The sequence below is a fragment of the Vibrio crassostreae 9ZC13 genome (assembly GCF_000272045.2).
Lineage (GTDB): Bacteria > Pseudomonadota > Gammaproteobacteria > Enterobacterales > Vibrionaceae > Vibrio > Vibrio crassostreae_C.
Map to the genome: position 1 here is coordinate 74,565 of NZ_AJYZ02000002.1, position 14,421 is coordinate 88,985.

General features: G+C 46.6%; 12 protein-coding genes. 5 read left to right on the plus strand and 7 right to left on the minus strand.

Features of this window, described 5'->3' with window-relative positions:
- Window positions 1-72 precede the first annotated feature (72 nt).
- From A136_RS00350 to hslV, 3 genes are all read right to left on the minus strand, one after another.
- Entirely contained in the window at window positions 73-990 is a 918-nt protein-coding gene (locus tag A136_RS00350; RefSeq protein ID WP_017063676.1) for a 1,4-dihydroxy-2-naphthoate polyprenyltransferase, read from the minus strand.
- Window positions 991-1,145: 155 nt separating this feature from the next.
- Entirely contained in the window at window positions 1,146-2,486 is a 1,341-nt protein-coding gene (gene hslU / locus A136_RS00355; RefSeq protein ID WP_017061150.1) for an HslU--HslV peptidase ATPase subunit, read from the minus strand.
- 58 nt (window positions 2,487-2,544) lie between these two features.
- Entirely contained in the window at window positions 2,545-3,093 is a 549-nt protein-coding gene (hslV, locus tag A136_RS00360) for an ATP-dependent protease subunit HslV (protein ID WP_004729692.1), read from the minus strand.
- A gap of 298 nt (window positions 3,094-3,391) precedes the next feature.
- On the opposite strand from hslV, the gene A136_RS00365 reads away from it, so the two are divergent.
- Window positions 3,392-3,652 carry a hypothetical protein gene (locus A136_RS00365; protein ID WP_017061149.1) on the plus strand — a complete coding sequence of 87 codons (261 nt, stop codon included), beginning with the start codon at window positions 3,392-3,394 and terminating at the stop codon, window positions 3,650-3,652.
- Between the two features lie 108 nt (window positions 3,653-3,760).
- On the opposite strand, the gene A136_RS00370 is transcribed toward A136_RS00365, so the two are convergent.
- The 3 genes from A136_RS00370 to priA all read right to left on the minus strand — a co-directional run bounded on the left by A136_RS00370 (window position 3,761) and on the right by priA (window position 7,869).
- Window positions 3,761-4,300 (minus strand): SPOR domain-containing protein, encoded by a 540-nt coding sequence (locus A136_RS00370; RefSeq protein WP_017063677.1) that lies wholly within the window; start codon window positions 4,298-4,300, stop codon window positions 3,761-3,763.
- A 122-nt stretch (window positions 4,301-4,422) separates the two neighbouring features.
- Window positions 4,423-5,427, minus strand: a complete 1,005-nt coding sequence (gene cytR / locus A136_RS00375; RefSeq protein ID WP_017061147.1) for a DNA-binding transcriptional regulator CytR — start codon at window positions 5,425-5,427, stop codon at window positions 4,423-4,425.
- A 240-nt stretch (window positions 5,428-5,667) separates the two neighbouring features.
- Window positions 5,668-7,869 (minus strand): primosomal protein N', encoded by a 2,202-nt coding sequence (gene priA, locus A136_RS00380; RefSeq protein ID WP_017063678.1) that lies wholly within the window; start codon window positions 7,867-7,869, stop codon window positions 5,668-5,670.
- A 332-nt stretch (window positions 7,870-8,201) separates the two neighbouring features.
- On the opposite strand from priA, the gene rpmE reads away from it, so the two are divergent.
- Both rpmE and A136_RS00390 read left to right on the plus strand, forming a co-directional pair.
- Entirely contained in the window at window positions 8,202-8,420 is a 219-nt protein-coding gene (gene rpmE / locus A136_RS00385) for a 50S ribosomal protein L31 (RefSeq protein ID WP_004737142.1), read from the plus strand.
- Between the two features lie 334 nt (window positions 8,421-8,754).
- Entirely contained in the window at window positions 8,755-10,062 is a 1,308-nt protein-coding gene (locus tag A136_RS00390) for a malic enzyme-like NAD(P)-binding protein (RefSeq protein ID WP_017063680.1), read from the plus strand.
- Window positions 10,063-10,228: 166 nt separating this feature from the next.
- On the opposite strand, the gene metJ is transcribed toward A136_RS00390, so the two are convergent.
- Window positions 10,229-10,549 carry a met regulon transcriptional regulator MetJ gene (gene metJ / locus A136_RS00395; protein ID WP_004415993.1) on the minus strand — a complete coding sequence of 107 codons (321 nt, stop codon included), beginning with the start codon at window positions 10,547-10,549 and terminating at the stop codon, window positions 10,229-10,231.
- Between the two features lie 208 nt (window positions 10,550-10,757).
- Between metJ and A136_RS00400 the strand changes: the two genes are divergently transcribed.
- Both A136_RS00400 and A136_RS00405 read left to right on the plus strand, forming a co-directional pair.
- The gene (locus A136_RS00400) at window positions 10,758-11,939 is read left to right on the plus strand and encodes an O-succinylhomoserine (thiol)-lyase (protein WP_017063681.1); all 1,182 of its coding nucleotides are present in this window, start codon (window positions 10,758-10,760) and stop codon (window positions 11,937-11,939) included.
- 2 nt (window positions 11,940-11,941) lie between these two features.
- On the plus strand, window positions 11,942-14,353 hold the full coding sequence (locus A136_RS00405; protein ID WP_017063682.1) for a bifunctional aspartate kinase/homoserine dehydrogenase II: 2,412 nt from the start codon (window positions 11,942-11,944) through the stop codon (window positions 14,351-14,353).
- Window positions 14,354-14,421: the final 68 nt, after the last annotated feature.

A 14,421-nucleotide genomic window follows, 5' to 3' on the forward strand; every position in this document is an offset into this window, starting at 1 on the left:
AGTATACCTTTTGAACAATGAGCTTACTTTGAGTATATCGGCGCTTGATCCCTTTGCAATGATTAGTCTCATTTAACTCAATAGAGTTTGAGCTACGACAACCCCTGCAAACAATAGGTTAGTGACCAGTGAGCATTTCACAATCACGGGCATCATTGGTGCAATTTGCGCTGGCTTTTCGGTTTCCCAAACGGCTTTGCCATGCTTGTAAACAATAATAATGCTCAGCAAAAACGGCAGGCTGATCCAGGCCGGTTTTTCTTGAATAAGCAGGTAGATAGCGAAAGACGCAAGGGCGAGGCCAAGCAGAGCAAAATGATAGTGTTTGGCTTTGCGTTGTCCTAGGCGAACCGCCATGGTGCGCTTACCACATTCGCTGTCGTTTTCGATATCACGCATGTTGTTGATATTGAGTACCGCAACCGCCATCAAGCCACAGCCCAATGCCGGAAGGAATAGGCTTGGTTCAACATGGCCAGTGTGCAAGAAGTAAGTCCCTGAAACACCTAATAAACCGAAGAAGATAAATACCGATAAGTCGCCAAGGCCAATATAGCCATAAGGCTTATTACCGACGGTATAAGCGATGGCAGCAACAATGGCTAATATGCCTAACGCAATGAAAGATAAGATACTTTCAATCGAGGTTAAGGCATGAAAAATAAGAATCAGCCCAGCGACCATAGTAAACACGATGTTGAGGATGATCGCTTGCTTCATGGTTTTCGCTGTTACCGCGCCAGATTGCATGGCACGTGTTGGCCCCAGACGATTTTCGTTGTCTGTGCCTTTTACGGCGTCGCCATAGTCATTGGCTAGGTTCGATAAAATCTGTAATAGGGTGGCGGTTAAAAATGCCAGTAGGGCTATCGATAAAGAAAACTGACCACCGGCGAACGCTAAACTACTTCCTGTAAGAATAGAGACAAGTGCGAGAGGCAGAGTTTTTGGTCGTGCGGCATCAAGCCAGATCAGTAGAGATTGTTTCATCGTAGGTCTAATTCTTTGTAAGTCTTCGTTTCATACTGTGATTTGAGTATACGCCCATTTTTCGGGTAATAAAAAGCCCACTCGAAAGTGGGCCTTGAATTCGCTTATTAGCTGCTATTTCTTTGAGATAGAGCAATAAGTTAGAGTTTGGTGTGCTACAGGATGAAGCGGCTTAGGTCTTCGTCTTCAACGAATTCGCCAAGTTTCGATGTTACGTAAGCTTCATCAATCACTAGCTTGCTGCCAGCTTTGTCTGTTGCTTCGAATGAAATCTCATCCATTAGACGCTCCATCACTGTGTGTAGACGACGCGCACCGATGTTCTCAGTGGTTTCGTTTACGCGCCATGCTGCGTCCGCAATCTGGTTGATGCCATCTTCAGTGAACTCAATGTTGACATCTTCTGTTTTCATTAGGGCAATGTATTGCTCTGTTAGAGATGCTTTTGGCTCAGTTAGGATGCGTTTGAAGTCATGTGCTGATAGTGCTTCAAGTTCTACGCGGATTGGTAGACGACCTTGTAGCTCAGGGATCAGGTCAGATGGCTTAGCCACTTGGAATGCGCCTGATGTGATAAACAAGATGTGGTCAGTTTTAACCATACCGTGCTTGGTTGATACTGTGCTGCCTTCGATAAGAGGCAGTAGGTCACGCTGAACACCTTCGCGAGATACATCTGGGCCTGAACTGTCGCCACGCTTACAGATTTTGTCGATCTCATCGATGAATACGATGCCGTTGTTTTCAGCGTTGAAGATCGCGTTCTCTTTCAGCTCTTCTTGGTTCACAAGCTTCGCAGCTTCTTCTTCCGTCAGTGCTTTGAATGCGTCTTTGATTTTCATCTTACGCTTTTTCTTGGTGTCGCCCGCTAGGTTTTGGAACATGCCTTGCAGCTGGTTTGTCATCTCTTCCATGCCTGGAGGTGACATGATTTCAACGCCCATTTGCGGTGCGGCTACATCAACTTCAATCTCTTTGTCATCTAGCTTACCTTCACGCAGTTTTTTGCGGAAAATCTGACGAGTGTTTGAAGAGGTTGTGTCTTCAGTTGATTGCTCGTTCTGACCCCAAGCATCACGCGCTGGTGGTAGAAGGGCATCAAGAATGCGTTCTTCAGCTTGTTCTTCAGCGCGGTATTGTACTTTTTCCATCGCTTGTTGGTGCGTCATCTTGATCGCAACGTCCGTTAGATCACGGATGATGGTTTCAACTTCTTTACCAACGTAACCCACTTCGGTGAACTTAGTCGCTTCTACCTTGATGAAAGGCGCGTTTGCTAATTTCGCTAGGCGGCGAGCGATTTCAGTTTTACCTACACCCGTTGGGCCAATCATCAGGATGTTTTTTGGCGATACTTCAACACGTAGGCTTTCTTCAAGCTGCATACGCCGCCAGCGGTTACGAAGAGCGATAGCCACTGAGCGCTTAGCGTTGTCTTGGCCGATAATGTGGCGATTGAGTTCGTGAACAATTTCGCGAGGAGTCATCTCAGACATGGTTTTTCCTTAATTCTTTAATCACTGTTGAATACAACGTTATTGATGGAAGCGGTCGTTACTCTGGCTTTGGCAGCTCAACGGTGCTTTCTAGTTCTTCAATAGTGTGGTGATGGTTGGTGAAGACACAGATGTCGCCTGCAATGTTCAGCGACTTTTCTGCGATTTCACGCGCATCTAAATCAGTATTTTCTAATAGTGCAGTAGCGGCTGCTTGAGCGAAGTTTCCGCCCGAACCGATCGCAATCAGGTCGTTCTCAGGTTGAACTACGTCACCGTTACCTGTGATGATCAGTGAAGCGGTCTCATCCGCTACTGCTAACAGTGCTTCTAACTTACGTAGAGCACGGTCGCTACGCCAATCCTTCGCTAGCTCAACTGCCGCTTTGGTGAGATGGCCTTGGTGCATTTGCAGCTTGCTTTCAAATTTTTCGAATAGCGTGAAAGCATCAGCCGTACCGCCAGCAAAACCGGCCAGTACTTTGTTGTTGTATAGGCGACGTACTTTACGGGCGTTGCCCTTCATTACTGTATTGCCCAGAGATACTTGTCCATCACCCGCGATGACGACTTTATTATTACGACGTACAGATACAATGGTAGTCACGAGTCGACCTCTTTTGATTATTATTTATGGTTACTACTTATATGTGGCTCCACTATCATGAATTCAAGTGCCACATTTAATGGTATGCTATATCAAAAAAACTAAATGTTACCAGTTGTTTCAAACATCCATTACCTGTTGAGCCTATGTGTGGCAAGGGTTGGTGGGTTAATAGTTTGTAATAAATATAAAAAAAGATAAAACAAATTTCTAACGTGAAATGGTTAACACTTTTTGTTTGATTTATAAGGAATGATGTTCACTAATCAGTGGTATTCACTGCATAAGGAGTAGTGTGATGAATAGTGACAATATCAGTTTTTTTAATAGAGATATGGATCTGGATGAGCTGTCTATACTGCATCATCTGATGTATCAGGAGGCGGGCGAGTGTTCAACAGAACATCTAAAAAACTCGGTCAACGTTTTTCTTAAACGTCCATTTCCTAACGTTTTAGCGCACTTGGATTTTTTTGGTTACATCGAGATAAATAAGGAGCAGGTCTACCTGACTGACTTTGGGCTTGAGTACTACGAACAAGTACCTCAGTTTCGTTAAAACGCACTCTTTTGATTAACATACTGGTATTGCTTGTGCGATGAACTATTGAACGCTTTCAAACAGCAATAGGGGGAATCCTCTTCCCCCTATTATATATTGAGTTGATTAAGACTCGTCTTTCCAAATAGCGCAAGGTTCAATTTTCGCTCGTTGCAGCTTATGGCGATCGCGTTCTGCGTCACGCTTCAACTTGTATGGCCCTAAAACCACACGGTACCAGCTACTGCCATCTTTCTTGCGGATCTCACTTGAGATACCTTGGAAGGCAATATCCAACTTACGTGCTTCTGCCTGCGACGAGGTTTTGTAAGCGCCACACTGCATGATGTAAGGGATCTTAGAGATCTGTTGCTCTTTGGCTTTTACTTCAATCTCGCGGCTTGGCAGCGTTTCAACGTAGTCCCACTTCTCTTCAGGAGGCGGCGGAATCACTTTCGCTGGTTTTGGCTTAGGTTTTGGTTTGGTTGCCACAGGCGTTGGTGCAGGCGGCTCAGGATCATTACTCAATAGGTAAAGTCCGTAACCAAAACCACCGGCAAGGAGGATCGCCAAAAGACCACTGCGCCAAGGTTTACGGCGAGGGGCTTGTTTTTTGGTCGGTTTTTTCGTGCCACGACCGCGCTTTACATAATCTCTATTAGCCACAAGACAATTCAATAGTTGCTGATTCTGCCCTCATGGTAATCCAGATTGCGCGAGGATAATAGTGCAGAAATGGAAGCGGCACATCAAAATGTGCCGCAGATTTATAAGGGTATTTCTAAGGGTTATATTCGAGGTGGCGCTGTACTGCCTCGAACCACTAATTTAGCTTCAAGCAGACGTGAACCTGCTTGCACATCGTTGCCTTTTAATAGATCAAGCATCATCAACATCGCTTGGCGTCCAATCTCATAACGAGGCTGAGAAATGGTGGTTAGCGGTGGATCGCAGTATTGAGCGAATTGGATGTCATCGAAGCCGACAATCGATAGGTCTTGAGGAACGCGCAAGCCCAGCTTCTTCGTTTCTTGAATCGCACCAATCGCCATCGCATCGTTGTGACAGAAGATAGCTGTAGGTTGTTCAGGAAGTGCCAGTAATTGACGAACCGCTTGAGCGCCCGCTTCAAAGGTGAAGTCACCGACCGTGCTATAGGCTGGATTCATTGAGACTCCGGCGCGACGCAGCGCTTGCTGGTAGCCTTGTTGGCGGAACTTACACAGTGTTGCCGATACTGGTCCTGAAATTTGAGCAATACGCTTATGACCTAACTGAGCTAGGTAGTTCACCGCTTCAAAGGCAGAGGTCAGGTTATCGATGTGTACCGTAGGCAGTTCAAGCTCAGGGGCAAACTCACACGCCATTACCATCGGCGGTAAATTCTTTTGTTCAGGTTTGCTGACATCAAACGGATGGTCAGTACCCAGCAGCAACATGCCGTCGGCTTGTTTGGTGAAAACTAAGTTAACAAACGAAGACTCGCGCTTCTTTTGCTGGCCGCTATCACCCAGTAGAACAAGGTAATCATTTTCTACTGCGGCATCTTCGATACCACGAATGATCTCGGCGAAATAAGGGTCACAGATATCAGGAACAATAGTGATGATGGTTTTTGATTCGTTGCGACGTAAGTTTCTAGCTAATGTATTGGGTGAGTATCCAGCTTCAAGTACTGCTGTTTCCACTCGTTTGCGAGTCGAAACTGAGACTTTCTCAGGGTTCATCAATGCACGTGATACCGTGGCTGTTGAGACGCCTGCTAGCTGGGCAACATCCTTCATTGTCGCCATAAATTAAACCCTCTTTTAAGTTCCTTTGCCGCCTAAGCATCTAAGGCGTGAATAATAAATGTAATCGAATAGATATTATGAAAGTGTTGCTAACACTTTTTTTATTGCAATATTTTATTCGTTTAATCCGTGTAAAGTTACGGCTAGATTAACAAAAATCACATGACTAGTGTGAAGTTGCTCACGAGAAATATGAAATATTTTTGAACAAACTTATCATTAGTTTTAACCCAAGTGGGTTTAACTCAAATCTTGCGGCTCAATATCGAGTGACCAGCGAACTTTTTTCGCAGCAGGTAACATATTGATGGCCGGCTTGGCACTCATCAATAGCTTCTGCATTAACGAGCGCGTCTGAGTTTGTAAGATTAACTGCCAGCGCGATTTGCCCGCTCGTTTTGCTAACGGAGCCGGGGTTGGCCCTAACACCATGCAATATTGGTCAAACAGCGGGTGCGATTCCAATGTGTGACGAACCTGACGCAAGAACTCTTCCACCAAGCGAGTGTCATTGGCTTCTGCTCTAAACAGCGTCATAAAGGTATAGGGCGGTAACATTGCCTGCTTACGTTCTGCCAGCGCCGTCTGAGCAAAGTGGTTATAGTCTTTGTGTAGCAAGGCTTGCAACAACCCATGTTCTGGGTGGTGAGTCTGTAAGATCACTTCACCGGGTTTGCTTGCTCGTCCTGCGCGTCCCGCTACTTGGATGAATAGCTGGGCAAGACGTTCAGAGGCACGGAAGTCACTACTATATAAAGAGCCATCCACATCCAATAACGCCACAAGTGTCACGTCAGGGAAATGGTGACCCTTAGCAAGCATCTGCGTGCCGATAAGAATTTGGAATTCACCCTTACGAATCGACTCGAGCGCGCTTTCTAAGCTGCCTTTACGGCGGGTGCTGTCGCGGTCAATACGAATGGTTTTGTATTCCGGGAATAGTTGACCAAGTTGAGCTTCTAACTGCTCGGTCCCGACACCCACTGTCACCAAGTTCACAGACCCACAACCTTGGCAGTTGTGCACGATATGCTGCTGAGAACCACAGTGGTGGCAGCGCATCTCATTACTGTATTGGTGATAGGTGTAGTAAGCATCACAACGTTTACACTCGGCTGTCCAACCACAATCGTGACACATCAATGCCGGAGAAAACCCTCGGCGATTGAGGAACAGCATCACTTGGTTGCCTGCTTTGAGGTGTCTTTGCATCTCTGCAATTAACGACGCAGACAGGCCACTTTCTAGATATTCACCTTTAACATCCAACACCTTATTGGTGGTCGGCAGTGCGACACCCGCACGTGAAGTAAGGGTGAGATAACTGTATTTACCAATCTGAGCGTTGTGCAGTGTTTCAAAGGCCGGAGTCGCCGAGCCTAACACTATTGGAATCTGTGCTTTATGAGCACGCATGATCGCCACATCTCGAGCGTGGTAGCGCAGGCTATCTTGTTGTTTATAAGAGGCGTCGTGTTCTTCATCGACAATGATAATGCCCAGATCCGCAAACGGCGTGAACAGAGCCGAACGGGTACCAATCACGATGCCCGCTATTTTATCACGCGCCGATAACCAAGCATTCAGTCGCTCAGAATCGTTTAAACCTGAGTGGATAACCTCAACAGGCACATTAAAGCGTCGTTTAAAGCGGTTAATTGTTTGAGGGGTGAGGCCAATCTCAGGCACGAGTACTAACGCTTGTTTACCTTGATCGAGAATCGGCTTAATCATATTCAGGTAAACCTCGGTCTTACCTGAGCCAGTGACGCCTTCTAACAGGAAACAACCAAAGTCGGTTTGGCTATTTACGGTCGCAATCGCGATGGCTTGTTCAGCATTGAGCTTAGGTTTGTCTTGGTCGTTTTCAAGATCAACTGGCCACGCCTGACGCTTCGGCTTTTTCTCTACCGATTCAATCCAGCCTTTCTCTTCTAGCGTTTTGAGTACGGCGCTGCCAACTTCTTCATCAATGAACTCTTGATGAGGAACCGGGCCGTGTTCAAGCATGTGCATCACTTTGGCTTGCTTGACCGCGCGACCAAAACCTTGCATCAGTTGGTCTTTGCCTGATGGCGTTAACTGCCATTCAACCAAAGTTGCGAAGTCTGCAGCTTTGCCTTTGCGTAAAGCGCTGGGTAGGGCATTGGCAAAGGTTTCGCCAAGTGGGTACTGGTAGAACTGACTGCACCAAGTTAACAGTGAATAGACAGATTCCGGCCAAACAGGCTGATTATCTAACAAGGCTTTAATCGGTTTGAGCTTGTCTAGCTCGAATTCAGATTCGTTAACCAGAGCCGTGACAATGCCGGTTAAGGTTTGTCGTCCAAAAGGCACAGAGACTCGTCCACCAATAATCGGAAATAGGTGGTTTGGAATCTTGTAATCGAACTGCTTGTCGAGTGGAACAGGCAGTGCCACGCGGGCAATCATTGGACGCATAAAGGGACGGCTTTATCTGAGTTGACGAGAGCGAACAGTCTAAAGGATAAGGCGGTTAAATTCGAGAAGCAGTTTGGATGAAGGTGGCGAGTTAGCGTATACCGACAACGACAGCCCGAAATCTCAGGCCGATAAAGGAAATAAAGAGAGAATTGGTGAAAAATGTATCAAATCGGTTGATCCTGCTTTATAGATTCATTACTATACTGCGCCTTAAAGGTATGGCTTCATCACTCTTTTGTGTCGATGCGGTGTCTTTATTTCTTTTTTTAAACTACGTGTGGTGTGCGGCTTAGAATCGTATAGCGACACGGCCTACTTGAGGTTATCCCATGAAAGCTGGAATCCACCCAGAATACAAAGCAGTTACTGCAACTTGTTCTTGCGGCAACACATTTGAGTTCAACTCAACGCTAGCAAAAGAATCAATCCACCTAGACGTATGTGACAAATGTCACCCGTTCTACACTGGTAAGCAACGTATCGTAGATACTGGCGGCCGTGTTGATCGCTTCAACAAGCGTTTCGGTGCTCTTTCTAGCAAGAAGTAATTCTCGCTATTTAGACATGAAAAAGGACACTTCGGTGTCCTTTTTTGTTGCCTGTAATTTGAGAAAGCACTGACTTCTATTCAAGCATCACTCTCACCCAACGATAAGTTGCCTCTCTATTCTATTTCAGGGCAATTCCTTGCGTATCTCTCTTCACCAAAATTCAGCACGAAACTTCAACAAGCGATAGTAATTTCAACTGCTCACTGGTCTTATTAGTAGTGAAATCTCGTTTTTTAATGAGACAGAGGCTTCAACCACCTAGGAACTTTGAAGTACATCCATTAACATGAACAAGATCCCCCAAATAATAATATCCTAGGAACCTACACCTATGTCTGAAGACAGCAGCCAAGCTCAATCCTCTCAAGCGTTATCATCTGAAAAATCGTTATCGCCTCAAGAACAATTCCGTCAGCAAGCTCTTGATTACCATGAGTTCCCAATTCCAGGCAAAATTGCCGTAGAACTGACGAAGCCTGCAAACTCTGCAGAAGACCTAGCACTTGCATACAGCCCAGGCGTGGCTGAGCCTGTTCGCGAGATCGCACAGAACGTTGATAACGTTTATAAGTACACAGGTAAAGGCAACATGGTTGCAGTTATCTCTAACGGTACAGCGATTCTTGGCCTAGGTAACCTTGGCCCTATTGCTTCTAAACCTGTTATGGAAGGCAAAGCGCTCCTGTTTAAGCGTTTTGCTGGTTTAGATTCTATCGATATTGAAGTAAAACACCGCACAATCGATGAGTTCGTTGATACAGTTGCGAATATCGCAGATACATTCGGCGGCATTAACCTGGAAGACATCAAAGCACCAGACTGTTTTGAGATTGAACGTCGCCTGATTGAACGTTGTGATGTTCCGGTATTCCACGATGACCAACACGGTACTGCGATTGTAACGGCAGCGGGTATGCTGAATGCGATCGAGCTTCAAGGTAAGAAACTTGAAGAGTGTAAGATCGTTTGTTTAGGTGCTGGCGCAGCGGCGGTTGCTTGTATGGAACTACTGATTAAGTGTGGCGCTCAGCGTGAAAAAATCTACATGCTTGACCGTAAAGGTGTGATCCATACTCGTCGTGATGACCTAAACGAATACAAAGAGCTGTTCGCAAATAACACTGATAAGCGTACGCTTGAAGATGTTATCGAAGGCGCTGACCTGTTCTTGGGTGTATCGGGGCCGAATCTACTGCCTGCTGAAGCACTAACGCTGATGGCTGATAAGCCTGTTGTGTTTGCATGTTCAAACCCAGATCCAGAGATCAAGCCTGAGCTTGCACACGAAGTTCGTTCTGACCTAATCATGGGTACAGGCCGCAGTGATTACCCTAACCAAGTAAACAACGTACTTTGTTTCCCATTCATTTTCCGTGGTGCACTAGACGTGCGTGCGAGCGAAATTAATGACGAAATGAAGCTAGCGGCGGTTAAAGCGATTCGTGAACTGGCGAAAGAAGAAGTTCCAGCTGAAGTACTAGCAGCTGCGGGCGAGACTGCACTGGAGTTCGGTAAGGGTTACATCATTCCTAAGCCAATGGACCCACGTCTACTTCCTCGCGTAGCACGAGCAGTTGCGGAAGCGGCTGTTGAATCTGGCGTAGCTCGTATCGAGATGCCTGCTAACTATATGGCTTAATAGCTGTTGCTCTATTGAGCCAAAAAGAATAATAAAAAACCGACTCATCTGGAGTCGGTTTTTTTATGTCTATCATTCACAGCGCAATCATAAAAAGCTATGCGCGATGTGATAAATAAGGTTCAGCTAGAGCGAATCAATAATGAAGGCAGTGACTGAGTTGTTTTTATTCTTCGTCAAACGCTTCGAACTCGATACCCATCTCTGTCATCAGCTTTTTCACTTCAGCAGGAATATCGTCTGGGCGGTCTTTACGAAGGTCTTCATCCGTTGGTAGTGGTTGGCCTGTGTACGCATGTAGAAAGGCTTCGCACAGTAGCTCACTGTTTGTTGCATGGCGTAGGTTATTAATCTGGCGGCGAGTACGCTCGTCAGTAAGAACCTTTAACACTTTTAGAGGGATAGAAACTGTAATTTTCTTTACTTGTTCGCTTTTCTTTCCATGCTCAGCATATGGGCTTATGTATTCACCATTCCAGTCGGCCATTGCGTACCTTCATCACTTTAGTTGTTAGAATAAATTAATAGTGGTGATTTTAGCGGGATTTACTGCCATAAGCAAAGACATATAGACGTCTAGAAGTGTTGACGTCTCACGTTTATGAAAGTAAAGTGAATAACATATATCTAACACAGCCGCAAAATGCCGACAAGCCGCTGTGATTCTCAGACGCAAAACTTGTAAGGAAGCACCTATGAGCAGCCGGAAGCCAGCAACAATCGCAGTACGTACTGGTATCGAGTCAGACACGCAACACCATGCCGTTGTCCCACCCATTTATCTTTCGACTAACTATGGGTTTCCCGCTTTTGGTGAAGTGCCAAAGTACGATTACACCCGTTCTGGTAACCCAAACCGCGGTTTATTAGAGACGGCACTGTTTGAGCTTGAATCAGGCAAAGGCGCGGTTGTGACTAACTGTGGTACTTCGGCGCTTAACTTATGGGTTTCGGCTTTCTTAGGCGGCGATGATCTTATTATTGCACCGCACGATTGCTACGGCGGTACTTACCGTCTGTTTAACACTCGCTCGCTAAAAGGTGACTTCAAAGTTCTGTTCGTTGATCAATCGGATCAAGCAGCGCTGGATGCGGCGCTCGCGCTTAAGCCAAAGTTGATCTTAATTGAAACCCCATCGAATCCACTGGTTCGCGTGGTTGATATTGCAGAAACTTGCCGTAAAGCGAAAGAGGTTGGTGCTCTGGTTGCTGTCGACAACACGTTTTTGACACCTGTGTTCCAAAAGCCTTTAGAGCTGGGTGCTGATTTTGTTATCCACTCAACCACTAAGTACATCAATGGACACTCAGATGTTATTGGTGGCGTTGTGGTCACTAAGACAGAAGAACACGCTGAAGAGTTAGCATGGTGGGGCAACTGTATTGGTGCGACCGGCACACCATTTGATAGCTACATGACTTTACGTGGTATTCGTACGCTAGGTGCGCGTATGCGAGTTCACGAAGAAAGCTCACGTGAAATTCTAGCGTCTCTGCAGCAACAAGATCTTGTTGGCACTATTTACCACCCAAGCCTTCCTGAACATCCGGGTCATGATATCGCGAAGAAACAGCAATCGGGCTTTGGTTCCATGCTCAGTTTTGAGTTTGCGGGCTCATTCGAGGCGCTTAAATACTTTGTTGATAAGTTAGAGCTGTTTTCTTTGGCAGAATCATTGGGCGGTGTTGAAAGCCTGATTTGTCACCCTGCGTCGATGACTCACCGCGCGATGGGTGAAGAAGCCTTAGCAGAAGCGGGTGTTTCTCAGCAACTACTGCGTCTATCTGTTGGCCTTGAAGATGCAGAAGACCTAATCGATGACCTCAAGCAAGCGTTTGAAAGAACACAGCGCTTTATCGCTGAAGGGGAGGGTTAATAATGGCAACCTTTCGCCAGCTACATAAATTTGGTGGCAGCAGTTTAGCGAATCCTGAATGTTACCAACGCGTGGTCAACATTCTTAGAGAATACTCATCAGCATCTGATTTGGTGGTGGTATCGGCAGCAGGCAAAACAACCAACCGTTTGATTGAATTTGTTGAAGCGCTCGACAAAGATGGTCGTATTGCCCATGAATGCCTACAAGCACTTCGTCAGTTCCAACTCGATCTGATTGAAGCACTGCTTGAGGGTGAATCAGCCGCACAACTTACTTCAACCATTCAACAAGAATTTACCGCTTTGGGTGAGCTAACGGCTCCCTTGAGCGAAGCACAAAAAGCAAAAGTGCTTGGACACGGTGAGGTTTGGTCTTCACGTCTACTCGCTGCTTTGTTGTGCCAGCATGACTTACAAGCGGTTGCTCAAGATGCGCGTGCTTTTTTACGTGCAGAAGTAGGCGCTCAGCCCGAAGTCGACCGCGCACGTTCTTACCCTCTGATTAAAGAAGCTCTGGCGCAGCATGCCCATTGCCGCGTGGTGATTACGGGCTTTATGGCTCAGAACTGCGAGGGTGAAACGGTTCTACTCGGCCGTAACGGTTCGGATTACTCAGCAACCGTGATCGGTGCTTTGGCTGAAGTTGAACGCGTGACGATTTGGAGTGATGTGGCGGGTGTTTACAGCGCTGACCCTCGCTTGGTGTCGGATGCGTGTTTACTGCCTCTACTTCGTCTTGATGAAGCAAGTGAACTCGCTCGTCTTGCCGCACCTGTGCTTCATAGCCGCACACTACAGCCAGTCGCGCAAAGTGCTATGGATCTCAGCTTACGCTGCAGCTATCAGCCGGAGGCGGGCTCTACACAGATCGAGCGTGTACTGGCATCGGGTCGTGGCGCAAAAATCATTACCTCTTTGGATGAAGTGCTTATCGTGCAACTGACCTTTGGTCACGGCCATGATTTCGACCGTCTAGAGAGTGAAGTGCTTGAAGGGCTTAAGCGTGCTCAACTTGAGCCGCTTGCTTATGAGCTTGAACCGGATCAACACTGTTTGCGTCTTGCCTACACAGAAGAGATCGCTGGTGGTGCATTAGAATATCTCCAAGACCATGCGATTGAAGCTGAGATTAAGCTAAAAGAAGGTTTCTCTCTGATTGCTGCAGTGGGTGCGGGTGTGACTAAGAACCCTAATCATTGCTACGGTTTCTACCAGCAGCTTAAGAGCTCGCCGGTTGAGTTCATCTCAGAAGCGAACTCAGGCTTAAGCTTGGTGGCTGTGATTCGTAAGAGTGAAACATCAAGTCTAGTGAAAGGCATTCATTCTCAACTGTTCCAAGCGCAGAAGCGTGTTGCGATTGCCTTGTGTGGTAAGGGCAATATTGGTTCAAGCTGGTTAAGCCTGTTTGCTGAGCAAAAAGCGGAACTTGAAAAGCGCCGTGGAATGAACTTTGAATTGGTTGCCGTGGTTGATAGCCAAACCTATTGGTTCGACGATCAAGGCATTGATGCGACTTCGGTAGGTAAGCGCTTTGACGACGAAGCTATTGCTAACAATGGTAACGACTGGTTAGAGCGTTTGGGCTCTATTCAAGGTTATGACGAAGCAGTGGTTCTGGATGTGACTGCGAGCCCAGTGCTTGCAGCAAAGTATCTGCAAATCGCACAACAAGGTATTCACCTAATCTCGGCGAACAAGGTGGCAGGTTCTGCATCGAGCGAGTATTACCATCAAGTACAAGATGCTTTCGCTAAGATCAGCCGTCATTGGTTGTACAACGCGACAGTGGGTGCTGGATTGCCGATTAACCACACGGTACGTGACCTACGTGAAAGTGGCGATGACATCATTGCGTTGTCTGGCATTTTCTCGGGCACGTTGTCTTGGTTGTTCCAACAGTTTGATGGCACCGTGCCGTTCAGCGAGTTGGTTGACTTAGCATGGCAACAAGGCCTTACGGAACCTGACCCTCGTGCTGACCTAGATGGCTCAGACGTGATGCGTAAGCTGGTGATTCTGGCGCGTGAATCTGGTTTGGATATCGAACCTGAAAACGTAAAAGTGGAATCGCTCGTACCTGCAGAGCTGCAAGATCTATCTGTGGATGACTTCTTCGACAAAGCTTCTGTACTGAGCGAAGAGCTGGCTGAGCGTTTAGAGAAAGCGCACTCTCAACAGAAAGTTCTGCGTTACGTAGCGCGTTTGGAGAAGAACGGTAAGGCAACCGTAGGCGTTGAAGCACTGTCTAAAGAACATGCTCTGGCGAACTTGTTGCCTTGCGACAACATCTTTGCGATTGAGAGCAAATGGTACAAAGATAATCCATTGGTTATTCGTGGCCCAGGTGCCGGTCGTGAAGTAACGGCAGGTGCAATTCAATCTGATCTAAACAGAATGTCTAGTCTGTTCTGATACTCATATCGGTTGGTTTGAAACTCAGATCAATTGTTTTAGTACGTAAATGGCATACTATTCACTAA

Coding starts and splice junctions, on each gene's coding strand:
- A136_RS00350 (WP_017063676.1), bottom strand. CDS start 990: ATGAAACAATCTCTACTGATCTGGCTTGATGCCGCACGACCAAAAACT.
- hslU (WP_017061150.1), bottom strand. CDS start 2,486: ATGTCTGAGATGACTCCTCGCGAAATTGTTCACGAACTCAATCGCCAC.
- A136_RS00365 (WP_017061149.1), top strand. CDS start 3,392: ATGAATAGTGACAATATCAGTTTTTTTAATAGAGATATGGATCTGGAT.
- cytR (WP_017061147.1), bottom strand. CDS start 5,427: ATGGCGACAATGAAGGATGTTGCCCAGCTAGCAGGCGTCTCAACAGCC.
- priA (WP_017063678.1), bottom strand. CDS start 7,869: ATGCGTCCAATGATTGCCCGCGTGGCACTGCCTGTTCCACTCGACAAG.
- rpmE (WP_004737142.1), top strand. CDS start 8,202: ATGAAAGCTGGAATCCACCCAGAATACAAAGCAGTTACTGCAACTTGT.
- A136_RS00390 (WP_017063680.1), top strand. CDS start 8,755: ATGTCTGAAGACAGCAGCCAAGCTCAATCCTCTCAAGCGTTATCATCT.
- metJ (WP_004415993.1), bottom strand. CDS start 10,549: ATGGCCGACTGGAATGGTGAATACATAAGCCCATATGCTGAGCATGGA.
- A136_RS00400 (WP_017063681.1), top strand. CDS start 10,758: ATGAGCAGCCGGAAGCCAGCAACAATCGCAGTACGTACTGGTATCGAG.
- A136_RS00405 (WP_017063682.1), top strand. CDS start 11,942: ATGGCAACCTTTCGCCAGCTACATAAATTTGGTGGCAGCAGTTTAGCG.